Origin of the sequence: Paraburkholderia caffeinilytica (assembly GCF_046030355.1) — a bacterium.
GTDB lineage: Bacteria > Pseudomonadota > Gammaproteobacteria > Burkholderiales > Burkholderiaceae > Paraburkholderia > Paraburkholderia caffeinilytica_B.
In genome coordinates this window covers 92948-105650 of record NZ_JAQQCQ010000011.1, presented here as the reverse complement: position 1 = coordinate 105650, position 12703 = coordinate 92948, and the positions used below count along the sequence as shown (strand labels likewise).

Here is a 12703-nt window from a genome sequence, read left to right as displayed (position 1 = left end):
TCATCGACCCAAGCCCATAACCGACGCCCGCGTGAAGACTCTTCCGCTATCCGCCGCGCGCACCCTGCATCTGGCCGCGCAAGGTTTGCTGACGCCGCCGCGCCGCAAAGCCGTCAAAAACGACGTGCTCGACGCGATCCGCCGCATGGCGCAGTTGCAGATCGACACGATCCACGTGGTCGCGCGCAGTCCGTATCTCGTGCTGTTCAGCCGGCTCGGCGCATATCCGCAGCAGTGGCTCGACGAGCATCTTGCCGAAGGCAAACTGTTCGAATACTGGTCGCATGAAGCCTGTTTTGTCCCGACCGAAGACTACGGGCTGCTGCGCCATCGCATGCTCGACCCGAGCGGCATGGGCTGGAAATACGCGGCCGAATGGCACAAGAAGCACCGCAAGGACATCGAGAAGCTGCTCGCGCATATCCGTACAACCGGCCCCGTGCGTTCAGCGGACTTCGCCCGCGAGGCCGGCACGGGCAATGGCTGGTGGGACTGGAAGCCGGAGAAGCGCCATCTGGAAGTGCTGTTCGCGATCGGGCAATTGATGGTGGCCGAGCGGCGCAATTTTCATCGCGTCTACGATCTGACCGAGCGCGTGTTACCCGGCTGGGACGACGCGCGCGACCTCCCGCCACGTGAAACCGTCACCGAGGAAGCGTTGCGGCGAACCTGCCGCGCGCTCGGTGTCGTCCGCGCCGATTGGGTCGCCGATTATTACCGGCTGCCGCGCCGCCCCTATCGTGACGAACTGTCTGCGCTCGCTGATCGCGGCGAACTGATCCCGGTTCAAGTGGATGGCTGGAAGCAGGACACCTTCGTCCATCATGAATTCGCGCCGATGATCGACGACGCGGCGAACGGCAAGCTCGTGTCGACCGTCACCACGGTGCTGTCGCCGTTCGATCCCGTGGTATGGGACCGCAAGCGCGCCGCCGCGCTCTTCGACTTCGACTATGCGATCGAATGCTATACGCCGGCGGCGAAGCGCAAATACGGCTACTTCGTGTTGCCGCTTTTGAGCCGGGGGCGTCTGGTCGGCCGCGTGGACGCAAAAGCGCATCGGACCACCGGCGTGTTCGAACTGAAATCGCTGCACATTGAACCCGGCGTGCGACTCAGTGCGAGGCTTGCCGGCGATCTGCGCCGCGCTTTGCAGCGTTGTGCGGACTGGCATGGCACACCGCAACTGGACATCACGTCCGCGCCGCCGGATTGGCTCGAGGCGTTGAGCGTAGACAGCAGCCTGGAAGCGTGAGCGCGCGGCACCAGAAGCGGTCTTAATGCAGCGCCGCCCACGCGAGTGACAAGGAAAACACGCCCAGCACGATCGACGCGCCGCGCTGCATCTTCACCGGATTCAGCCATGTGAGCTTACCGCCGCCGAGCGCCGCACCGAACGCGATCCACGCAAGCGCGATCGGCCCAAGCAGGCAGGCGAACATCAGCATCGCCATGACATACGCGGGCCAATGCGCGAACGCGACGGCGGGAAAGATCGTACCGGCGAATAGCAGCCCTTTCGGATTGAGCAGCGTCGCCACGAATAGCGTGCGCATGCCGCTCGCCCGCTGCGTCGAATCGGGCAAGGCCACCGCCGCGCGCCACATATCGACGGCAAGATACGCGATGTAAACGCCGGCCGCCACGCGGAGCAGCGACGGCAACCACGGCAGCGCGTGCGCGGCTTGCGCGAGAAAATGTCCCCACACGGAAATCGACACGAGATAGCCGGCCAGTTCGGCGGCGATCAACGGCAACGAGCGCCGCACGCCTTGGCGCAACCCCGCGGCCGCGAGCAGCGTATTGGTCGGACCCGGCGTAATCAGCACGACGACAATGCCGATAGCCAGCAACGCGATAGCGGACGTGGAAAGCATAAAAAAGGCGCACTGTTGGAAACAATGCGCCTTTTTATCACAGAGAACCGCGCCGCCGACATGTAGCGGCGCTTGCGATGCGAACGACGCCGCCCGCAGGTGGCGCGCCACCGCCTTCAGTGGTCGAGTTTCGCGCGCAATTCGCGAGCGGTTTCCAGCAGTCCCTCATAACCCGAACGGGCGTGCTCCGGCAGATCGGGATCGCCGACGAACGCACCAAGGGTTTCGATCAGGCTATACAGAATGCCCTTTGCGGCACCGGAAGCAATGCTGCCAGACGACACCTGCTGGTCCACGTGACTCAGCGCTGCATCGAGGTGTTCCAGGTCGGGCCGGTCGCCCGTGGGCGGCTGAGGCGTTACGTCTTGCGTCATGATGAAACTTCTCTCCATTTGGTGCATCAGTGAACAAAACCATCCTTTCACGTTGTTATATACCGATCGTGCTCTGGCGTCCATTCGTGCTCGGACTCAGCGCGATCCATGCGATATACGTCAAGGTGTGCACCGATACATCAGGATTTTCGCGCGCGAGTTTATCGCTCCCGGAAAAGCTCACCGATGGTGTCTTTCATTCACTTTCCTGCCCCCGGAAAGACTCACCTTTAACGCGACCGGTGCAGGCATGATTGTTCAAGACATCACCGTTCCTTGAACCGTCAGCCTCAAACATCTTCATGGACTCCGGCAGACGTCTTGTTTACTTACCCCTGAACACCGGTGGCCGCCTCTCCGAAAACGCCGCCAACCCTTCACTGAAATCCGCACTTTCACATGCCTGCCGACGCAGTTCGGCAATCTGTTCCATCGCCTGAACAGGCATGGGTTGCAGGTCTTCGAGTATCCGTAGTTGTTCCTTCACGGCTTGAATAGCCAGCGGCGCTTTACTTGCGATTCCGCGCGCCATTTCAAGGGCCGTTGCTTCCAGCCTCTCGCTATCGACCAGACGGTTGATCACGCCGAAACGCTCTGCACGCGCGGCATCGAGTGGTTGTGCGCTGAAAAACATTTCCTTCAGCACATGAATCGGTAGATTGTTGAAGAAACGCAGCAGCCCGCTCGTTGTATAGGGCAAGCCGATGTTCGCCGGCGTCATCGCAAAACGCGCGCTGCCGTCGGCGACAACGAGGTCGCAACTCATCGCCAGATCGACCGCGCCGCCCCACGCTGAGCCCGACACCATCGCGATCACGACGCCCGGGTAAGCACGCACGCGGCGCAACACCTGCTCCAACGGTTTGCCGTAGGCAATCGGATCACGGTCGTGCGCCAACTCTCCAAGGTCGTGGCCCGCGCTCCAGACGTCCTGCCCGACGCCACTGCCAAGTATCACGACCGGTATACGCTGTGCAGCAAGCTCGCAAAGGTGCGAGTCGAGCGCGTGCAACAACTCCGCGCTGAGGGCATTCCGGCGGGTAGGATGACTGAACGTCAAACGTGCGATCCGTTCATCCACTATATCGACCGTTACCGTAAACGGCGATGCGTTCGGCGTGTTCATTGTGTGACCTCTGCAGCATGTTCCAAGATTTGTGGCCCGCTCATTGTTCAATTCCCGCCCTGCATTCCACGTTGTGCGGCGCGCTTGGCGCACACCTCCGTAGCCCGGTTTCGAGTTTTGCGTCGACGCTCACAGCGTAACGCCAACCGCACGTTCGCGATCCTTCTCCGGCGGCAAACATTCGCCCTGTTGATGCACCGCTTTAGCGGCAAGCAACGCCTCAATCGAGCCTTCATCGAAACCCGCCTCGCGCAATACGTCGACCGTGTGTTCGCCCAGACCGGGCGGCGCATGCCGGCTGACGTGACGCGACGCTTCGCCCGTTACCGCTGAACTCGACACCGGCGTTACGACCTGGCGCAGCGCGCCGAGCGTCGGGTGCTCGACTGTTTCCACCAGCCGGCAATGCTGCACCTGCGGGTCGGCGAACACTTCGTCCAATGTGTTGATCGGCCCCGCCGGCAGTCCCACGCCGATGAAAAGTTCTGTCCACTCCCGTTTTCCACGGGTCTTCAAACGCGCCTCCAACGCAGCCTTCAATTCATCGCGATGCGCGACGCGCGCTTCGTTCGTCGCAAAGCGCGGATCGTTCGGCAACGCAGGTAAATCGAGCAATTGGCACAGGCGCAGCCACATGTCCGACGTGATCGGCGCGATGTTGAGCGGGCCGTCGGCGGTTTCGAATACGCCGTAGGGTGCAATCACCGAATGCGCGTTGCCCGTACGGCGCGGAATATCGCCGAGGCTCAGGTAGCGCTGGCCATGCACGCTCAGGAGCCCCACCAGACTCGCGAGCAACGAGGTGCTCACATGCTGGCCACGCCCCGTTCGCTCGCGCTCCAATAACGCGGACAGTATCGCCATCGCGAGCCACATGCCCGAACTCAAGTCACCGATTGCGGTGCCGGTGCGCGTGGGGTCGCCATCGGCGAAACCGGTCAGGCTCATCAGGCCGGAATAACCTTGCGCGATCTGGTCGAAACCGGGCCAGCCGCTCATCGGGCCGTCGGCGCCGAACGCATTGATGCTGCCCATCACCAGCCGCGGATTGCGTGCGCTGAGCACGTCATAGCCGAGTCCCATGCTGTCGATGGTGCCGGGCTTGAAGTTCTCGATCACCACGTCGGCATCGTCGATCAGGCGGTGAATCGCGGCCAGTCCTTCCGGGTTGCGAAAGTCGATGCATACACCGCGTTTGTTGCGGTTGCAGGATAGATAGTAGGTACTCACGCCGCGGTCGAACGGTCCCCAGGTTCGGCTCATGTCACCGCCCGGACCCGGTTCGACCTTGATGACGTCCGCGCCGAGATCAGCCAGCACCATCGAACAGAACGGCCCCGACAGGGCGCGGCTCAGTTCGACAACCTTGATTCCTTTTAACGCTTGCATTCAGTGCTCCAACGAATTGATGACGGCTGCGGACAGCCTGAGTGATGGGCTTGCGCTTATGCCAGCTGCGTCTGAGGACCGATGCGGATAGCGCGAGCGGTCGCTCAACGAGGCGTCATTCCGGCAGCGTCTGATGACGGGTCTCCACTGCGAACGGCAAGATCAGCAGGCCGATCACAAAGGCCACCGCAGTCCACGCAATCGGCAACCCGAGTGAACCTTGCCAATGAATCGCGGCAGCCAGCAGGAAGTTCACACCGGCGCCAAGCAGGCGCCCCACCGACGCATTGAAAGCGAACGCGGTAGCGCGGATTCGCGTCGGATATTGTTCAGGCAGCCACAACGAGAAGATCGCGAAATTGCCGCCGAAAAAACCAAGGAACAGCAGCGACACCATGAACAGGTTGAGTCCGTTCGGCAGATAGAAAACCCAACCGAAAGCGAACACGATCGACGCCGCCATACCGGCGAAATACACCCCGAGCGCGACGCGGCGCCCCAGCCGCTCCGCCAGCCACGGCGCGACGAGACACCCGAGGATCGTCCCGACCGACAACACCGCCGCCCCGATCGACGCGAGATGCACCGCCCCGACACGATCGATGCCGGCGCGCGTCGCCAGTGTCACGACCGCGCTCGCTTCGTAGACCGACCCCGCCCACAAGCCGATGATCGCGACGCCCACGAGACTCGCACTCGTCAACGTACGACGCCGGTAAGCCGGCGCGAATATCTCCATCAGCGGCCGGCGCGTGGCCACCGCCGCGACGTTCGTCTGACCGACGCCATGCGTGGCCTTGCGCCACTGGCCCGGCTCCTTCACTCTGAGCACCGTGAAAATCGCCAGCAATGCCGGTGCGAGACCGCACAGGAACATCGCACGCCAGCCGTACGTCGCGCCGACCGTATAGTTCAGCAAGGCGGCAAGAAAGAACCCGAGGTAATAACCGGTCTGCAGGTAGCCCGCGCCCATCTTGCGGCGATCCTCCGGCCAGCTCTCGGCGACATAGGTGCCCGCCAGCGCCCATTCGCCGCCCACGCCGATACCGGCAATCAGCCGGAAGGCGGCCAATTCCCAGACGTTGTGCGCGAACGCCGCGGCGCCGGTGAACACCGAGTAGATGAGGATGCTCGCGGCCAGCGTCTTGACCCGCCCGAAGCGGTCGGCGAGCGGCCCCCAGATAAACGACAGCCCCCAGCCGATCAGAAACAACGCGAACAGGATCGAGCCATACATGCCGAGATTGCCGGGCGTCGCGGCAATACCGGAGTGGGGCAGCAACTCGGTGAGCGCGGGGATCAGGACCAACGCGTAGATCACGGAATCCACGCCATCTAACACCCATCCCGAGTAAACCGCCCAGAAGCCGCCGATCTGCTCACGGGTGAGAGGTGTGCGCCGGGGCTTGAGCCCGGCCGCCGATGCAGCGATCGCTTTGGACATGCTTGTCTCCTATGTCGACCCGAGTTGACGCTTTGGCGTGTCGACCTGGGTTCGCGCTTTAGCTGTCGATCGGAGTTCGCGCTTTAGCGCTACTCCAATCTCATGCAAAGCTCGCTACTCAGGTCCCATGCAGAGCACTTACCCGGGTCCCATGCAACAGGGTTACCGCCGGCAGCAGCCGGCAGTTTTGAAGCGGTGCCGGACAGCTCACGCTGGGCACGCTTCGGTTTTTTGTGGCTTGAGTATAAGAACGCACTCGATAATCGAAAAATATGATATTTCTCTAGCTCAATCGGATTTCGTTATGGGATGAAGGAGCGAGCGACACGCATGGACCTGCGGCAACTGCGGTATTTCGTCAAAGTGGTGGAGTGCGGCAACGTCACCCGCGCGAGCGAGGCGCTGCATATCGCGCAGCCCGCGATCAGCCAGCAGATGCGTAATCTGGAGCGCGATCTGGGGATGCAATTGCTGGAGCGCAGCGTGCAGGGCGTAGCGCCCACCGCAGCCGGCCAAACGCTTTACCGGCACGCGATCGAGTTGCTGCGGCAGGCCGACAGCACGCGCGAACTCCTGCGGCAGGACGCCGAGTTGCCGCAAGGCAGAGTGTCGGTCGCGATGCCGTCGAGCACGGCGCGGATGGTGGCGATCCCGCTTGCACGTACGATCCGCGACCGTTACCCCGGCATCGCGCTGGAGTTAATCGAAGCACCGAGCGCGGAACTCGGCAGTCTGATCGGTAGCGGACGGGTGGAATTGGCCGTCGTGGTGGACGCGGTCGAAACACGCGGGGTCGCCGCGCAAAGGTTGCTCACCGAGGCGCTCTATCTGATTGCGTGGCCGGAATTCCAGATGCCGAGCGAGCCGGTGTCGATCGCCGAACTCGCGCGCATGCCGCTGATCCTGCCGAGCGCGCCGAATACGATTCGCAGCCGCGTCGAGTGGGCACTGCGCGAAGCCGGGCTGCCGTGCGAGATTCTGTTCGAGGCCAGCTCCACCGCATTGTTATTCGCGGCGGTCATGGCGAGGCTGGGCGTGACGATCCTGCCATGGACGGCTGCGCACGTCGAACTCGATGAGCACAAGCTCAAGCTTGCCAAGGTCGATCACCGGTTATTCTCGCGCGACCTGTCGCTCTGCTGGCACGACACAGCGCTGCTCAGCAATGCGGTGCAGAAGGTCAAGACGACGATCCTCGAACTGTTCGACAGCTTGGGGAAGCGGCCGGAGTGGGCGGCTGCGGATTAGGGGCGTTGCCCCTCAAAAACGCGTCCTCCGAAGCGAAGCGTTTTCTCGAAAGGGCCCACCGTCAGCGCCGCCGTTCTTCCAGGTGCGGTCGTCCTGAGTGCCATCCTGCGGGATTGCCGTCGCACTCAGGGTGCCCCCACCCGCCGCACAAAAATGCGTCGCGTCAAATCGAACGCCACCAGATTACCCGCCACCACCAGCAGGAGTCCGACTACCGCCAGCGCGGACCATCGGTAGCCTTCGAATACCGTCGACGCCGCCAGCGCCACAATCGGAAACAGCACGGTGCAATACGCGGCGCGCTCCGGCCCGATGCGCCCGACCAGCATCAGGTACGCGGTAAAGCCGATCACCGAGCCGAACACGGCCAGATAAGCAAGCGCGCCGAGATAACGTGCATCAGACTCGATAGAGAAAGAGAAGCCAGCCAGCGCGCTTCCCACCGTCAGAATGCCGGCGCCGATCAGCATCGCCCAGCTATTGGTGGCGAACGGGTGCAAGCCCATCGATTGCATCCGGCTCGACAGCAGATTGCCCGCCGAAAAGCACAAGGTGCCAAGGAACGCGATAACGAGTCCCAACCACACCGCGTGATCGCCCAGGTGCCCTGCCATCTGCTGGACGAACAGGCACACCACGCCGACGAGCCCCAACGCCGCCCCGGCAATCGCCGACGGTTGCAAACGACGCCCCATGAACAGCCGGCCGTTGATTGAATTCAGCAGCGGCGCGGTGGAAAACACCACCGCGACCAGACCACTCGGCACGACTTGCTCGGCATAGTAAAAGCACAGAAAGTTCAGACAGAAGAGCGCCAATCCTTGCGCGGCCAGGAAGCGCCATGCGGCGCGCGGCGGCCAGATCGGCCGGCGCATGATGCGCAGCAGCGCAAACAGCACCAGCGCCGCGATCCAGAAACGCCACGCAATCGACACCGGCGGCGGCACGGCGCCCAACTGCCATTTGATTGCGATCCACGTGGTGCCCCAGATCAGAACGGTGACGGCATAGAGCGAAAGATTCATAACGGAGCCTGCGGCAGCAAAAAGCGGAAGCCCACTGTGCTGCAGCGCCGGCGGCGGCACTTGTCCAGGATTGCGCACTTTTTCGGGGGGACGCGCCGCCGGCCACCGCTCGCCCTATACTGGCGCTTACCCCATCATCGAATGCATCCCGCTCGTTCCGTGAACGCCAGACTGCCCGCCTCCGTGATCGAATCCACCGAAACGCCGTTCGGCCTTCAGTCGGTCTGTCACACGCTGCAGAGCGCCAACGCGAATCTCGAACGGTTCGCGTGGCTCGGCGACCGGCTCGCCATCGCCGTCTGGACCCGCGACACCGAGGAAACCGAGACCGTCTACGAGCAGCCCGGTCATCACACGCTGTCGTGCTATCTGGATGGCGGCTATCGCACCGAGCGTCAGAAAATGCCCGGGCGCTACGGCGCGCCGTCGCGGCTCTGCGCGTTGCCTGGCGAGCATGAGTCGCGCTGGTGGGTGCGCGGCCATATGCATTTCATGCATCTCTACTTCCTGCCCGAACACTTCACGCAGCGCGCCGTGCAGGAACTCGATCGCGAGCCGCGCGAGTTGACCCTGGCCGATCGCACCTATTTCGAAGACGCCCGCATCGCGAGCCTGTGTCAATCACTCGCCAATGAAGACTGGCAGGATCCCGATGGCCTGCTGCGCACCAATGAAACCGCGCATCAGGTGTTGAGTCTGCTGCTGCGTGCACAAGGCGTGCGCCGCACGGATATGTCGCTCAAGGGTGGTCTGTCGGTCGCGACCCGGCGGCGCTTGCGCGACTACATCGAGAATCGTCTCGCGCAACCACTCACACTCGGCGAGCTCGCCGGTGTGGCTGCGCTGTCGGAGTTTCATCTGGCGCGCATGTTCCGCGCCTCGTTCGGACTGCCGCCTGCCGCATGGATCGCGCAACAACGGCTCGAACGCGCACGCACGCTGCTGCGCACCACGAGACTGCCGCTCGCGCAAGTCGCCGAACAATGCGGCTATGCGAACGCCAGCCATTTCAGCCACCGTTTTCGTGAAAGCGTTGGCGTGGCGCCGACGGCATATCGGCAGGCGGTCGGCGCGCAATAATGCCTGGCGCGCTGATCCAGGCAGCTCCGGGCTGAGTTGGCTGCCCCGCGCCGCCTGAGCCCTGAGGCCGAGCTGCCCCGGCTTAAACCTGATCAACCGCCCTCACTGCAAAGCCATCGCCAGTACGCGCGCCACATGGATCGCGTCAACGCCTGCGCCGTCATGAATCTGATGCCGGCAACTCGTGCCATCCGCAACCATCACCGTATTGCCGTCGATCTTGCGCACTGCGGGCAGTAGCGACAATTCCGCCATTGCCTGCGAGGTCGCGTAATGCTCGGCTTCGTAACCGAAGCTGCCCGCCATGCCGCAGCACGACGACTCAACCGTCGACACTTTCAACTCAGGAATCCAGTTCAACACCGTTTGCACGGGCGTGAACGCGTCGAAGGCCTTTTGATGGCAGTGACCGTGTACAAGCGCCTGCTCCTTCGCCAACGGCTTCAACGCAAGCTGCAAACGCCCGGCTTTTTCCTCGCGCACCAGAAACTCTTCGAAGAGAAATGCCTGTTTCGACAGACGTTGCGCTTCGTCACCGAAACCATAGTGCAGAAACTCGTCGCGCAGCGACAGCAAACACGACGGCTCCAACCCGACTATCGGCACGCCGCGCTCCACAAAAGGCTTGAACAGATCGAGCATGCGCCGCGCTTCCTGCTTCGCTTCATCGACCAGACCGGCCGCGAGGAAGGTCCGCCCGCAACACACTGGACGTTCGCCCTGGCGCACATTGAAATGCACCGTGTAACCGGCCGCTTCCAACACCTGTTGCGCGGCGCGCGCGTTTTCAGGCTCCATGTTGTTGTTGAACGTGTCGACAAACAACAGCACTTCTTTCAGCGCGCCGCCTTGAGGCGGTTTGGCCGTCGCGGCGCCTGATAGAAACGATTTCCTGAAACGCGGCAACGTTCGTTCCGGAGCAAAACCCACTGTCCGCTTGAACCACGCCGACAACACCGGCACGTTGTCAACCAATGCGATCAATGCCGGCACGCGGCTCGCCGCAGCGGCATAGCGCGGCATGAAAGCCACCAACCTGTCGCGCAGACGCAGTCCGTGCCGTTTGACGCGCGCCGCCCGCGCCTCGATCTTGAACTTCGCCATGTCGACGCCCGTCGGGCAATCGCGCTTGCAACCCTTGCACGAGACGCACAGATCGAGCGTGTCCTTGACATCGTCGCTGGCAAGTCCGGCTTCGCCGAGTTGCCCGGAAATCGCCAGACGCAAGGTGTTCGCGCGTCCCCGGGTCACATGTTGCTCGTCCTTCGTCACACGATAACTCGGGCACATGGTGCCCGCGTCGAACTTGCGGCAATGGCCGTTGTTATTGCACATCTCGACGGCCTTCGCGAGACCACCCGACAGATCGTTGCCGCTGCCCGGCAGCGTCTCCTGCCCCGTCAGCGGATCGCGTTCGACGTTCCATGCGGACCAGTCGAGTGCGGTTTCGATCGGACGCGCTTCGTAGCCCGGCGCAAAGCGGAAATTGCGCGCGTCGTCCATCTTCGGCGGACGCACGATCTTGTCGGGATTGAAACGGTTGTCCGGATCGAACAGCGCCTTGATCTCGGTGAACGCCTGATTCAGACGCGGCCCGTATTGCCACGCAACCCATTCGCCGCGGCACAAACCGTCGCCGTGTTCGCCGGAATACGCGCCCTTGTATTCGCGTACCAACGCCGCCGCTTCTTCGGCAATGGCGCGCATTTTCAGCGCGCCGTCGCGCCGCATATCGAGAATCGGCCGTACGTGCAGCGTGCCGACACTCGCATGCGCGTACCACGTGCCTTCCGTGCCGTTGCGGTGGAAGACTTCGGTCAGACGGCTCGTATATTCCGCCAGATGTTCGAGCGGCACCGCGCAATCTTCAATGAAGGAAACCGGCTTGCCGTCACCCTTCATGCTCATCATGATGTTCAAGCCGGCTTTGCGGACTTCCCACAGCGCCTTCTGCTCGTTCGCAGCCGGCATCTCGACGACCGAATCGGGCAAGCCCAGATCGGCCATCAGTTCGGTGAGCTGCTTGAGCGACGCGAGTTGCTGGTCGCGGTCCTCGCCCGCAAATTCCACCAGCAGGATGGCTTGCGGCTCGCCGACCAGCGCCTTCTCGATCACCGGCCGGAAGGCGGGATTGCTCATCGCCAGATCGATCATGGTGCGATCGACCAGCTCCACGGCCACCGGCTTCAGCTTGACGATGTGCTGCGTGAGATCCATCGACTGCCAGAAGGTCGGGAAGTTGACCACGCCAAGCGTCTTATGCGTGGGCAGCGGCGCAAGCTTCAACGTCAGTTGCCGGCTGAACGCCAGCGTGCCTTCCGAACCGACCAGCAGATGCGCGAGATTCGCGATACCGTCGTCGGTATAGGCGCGCGGGTTCTGGCAATCGAACACGTCGATGTTATAGCCCGCGACACGCCGCAAGACTTTCGGCACGCGCGCCACGATTTCATCGCGCTCACGTTGGGCAATCTGCTTCACGCCTTCGACGATCTGCTGCAAGCGCGCGCCTTGCGGCGCCTCGCGCAATGAGGCGAAACGTGCTTCGCTGCCGTCGGCGAGAATGGCGTCAATCGCTTCGACGTTGTGCACCATGTTGCCGTACTCGATCGAGCGCGAGCCGCACGAGTTGTTGCCCGCCATTCCGCCGATCGTGCATTGCGCCGCTGTCGAGACATCGACCGGAAACCACAGGCCGTGCGGCTTCAACCATGCGTTCAGATGGTCCAGCACAACGCCCGGCTCGACCGTCACCGTCCGCTCTGCCGCATCGAATGCGACGATGTTGTTCAGCCACTTGCTGGTGTCGATCACCAGCGCCTCGCCGACAGTCTGGCCACATTGGCTCGTGCCCGCGCCACGCGCGAGCAGCGGTACTTTCTCGCTGCGTGCGATTTCCAGCGCGATGCGCAGATCGTCCTGATCGCGCGGCACCACCACGCCGATCGGCGTGATCTGATAGATCGACGCATCGGTCGCGTAACGGCCACGGCTCGCTGCATCGAACAACACGTCGCCGCGCAATGACTTGCGCAGATGCTGCGCAAGCGGTGTGGTCAGGCGCGCGGCGGACGGGACCAGATGGATCGGCTTGACGAGTAAAGCGGAAGTGGGGTTCGTCATATCGTCGGCGTATAGGA

Annotated in this window: 10 protein-coding genes; 3 read left to right on the top strand and 7 right to left on the bottom strand. The window is 62.8% G+C overall.

Annotated elements, in window-relative coordinates:
* Positions 1–31 precede the first annotated feature (31 nt).
* Positions 32–1255, top strand: a complete 1224-nt coding sequence (locus tag PQQ95_RS18260; RefSeq protein WP_408438890.1) for a winged helix-turn-helix domain-containing protein — start codon at positions 32–34, stop codon at positions 1253–1255.
* Between the two features lie 22 nt (positions 1256–1277).
* Here PQQ95_RS18260 and PQQ95_RS18255 read toward each other — a convergent pair whose 3' ends face one another.
* The 5 genes from PQQ95_RS18255 to PQQ95_RS18235 all read right to left on the bottom strand — a co-directional run bounded on the left by PQQ95_RS18255 (position 1278) and on the right by PQQ95_RS18235 (position 6210).
* Entirely contained in the window at positions 1278–1877 is a 600-nt protein-coding gene (locus PQQ95_RS18255; protein WP_408438888.1) for a LysE family translocator, read from the bottom strand.
* Positions 1878–1993: 116 nt separating this feature from the next.
* Positions 1994–2251 carry a hypothetical protein gene (locus tag PQQ95_RS18250; protein WP_408438886.1) on the bottom strand — a complete coding sequence of 86 codons (258 nt, stop codon included), beginning with the start codon at positions 2249–2251 and terminating at the stop codon, positions 1994–1996.
* Positions 2252–2576: 325 nt separating this feature from the next.
* Positions 2577–3377 (bottom strand): methylmalonyl-CoA decarboxylase, encoded by an 801-nt coding sequence (scpB, locus tag PQQ95_RS18245; RefSeq protein WP_408438884.1) that lies wholly within the window; start codon positions 3375–3377, stop codon positions 2577–2579.
* A 129-nt stretch (positions 3378–3506) separates the two neighbouring features.
* Positions 3507–4766 (bottom strand): CaiB/BaiF CoA transferase family protein, encoded by a 1260-nt coding sequence (locus PQQ95_RS18240; RefSeq protein ID WP_408438882.1) that lies wholly within the window; start codon positions 4764–4766, stop codon positions 3507–3509.
* A 115-nt stretch (positions 4767–4881) separates the two neighbouring features.
* Positions 4882–6210 carry an MFS transporter gene (locus PQQ95_RS18235; protein ID WP_408438880.1) on the bottom strand — a complete coding sequence of 443 codons (1329 nt, stop codon included), beginning with the start codon at positions 6208–6210 and terminating at the stop codon, positions 4882–4884.
* 330 nt (positions 6211–6540) lie between these two features.
* Here PQQ95_RS18235 and PQQ95_RS18230 point away from each other — a divergent pair, with 330 nt between their 5' ends.
* Positions 6541–7458, top strand: a complete 918-nt coding sequence (locus PQQ95_RS18230) for a LysR substrate-binding domain-containing protein (RefSeq protein ID WP_408438878.1) — start codon at positions 6541–6543, stop codon at positions 7456–7458.
* A gap of 125 nt (positions 7459–7583) precedes the next feature.
* On the opposite strand, the gene PQQ95_RS18225 is transcribed toward PQQ95_RS18230, so the two are convergent.
* Positions 7584–8483, bottom strand: coding sequence for a DMT family transporter (locus PQQ95_RS18225; protein WP_408438876.1), 900 nt, complete (start codon positions 8481–8483; stop codon positions 7584–7586).
* Positions 8484–8624: 141 nt separating this feature from the next.
* On the opposite strand from PQQ95_RS18225, the gene PQQ95_RS18220 reads away from it, so the two are divergent.
* The gene (locus PQQ95_RS18220) at positions 8625–9563 is read left to right on the top strand and encodes a helix-turn-helix domain-containing protein (RefSeq protein WP_408438874.1); all 939 of its coding nucleotides are present in this window, start codon (positions 8625–8627) and stop codon (positions 9561–9563) included.
* Between the two features lie 102 nt (positions 9564–9665).
* On the opposite strand, the gene PQQ95_RS18215 is transcribed toward PQQ95_RS18220, so the two are convergent.
* Positions 9666–12686, bottom strand: coding sequence for an FAD-binding and (Fe-S)-binding domain-containing protein (locus PQQ95_RS18215; protein WP_408438873.1), 3021 nt, complete (start codon positions 12684–12686; stop codon positions 9666–9668).
* Positions 12687–12703: the final 17 nt, after the last annotated feature.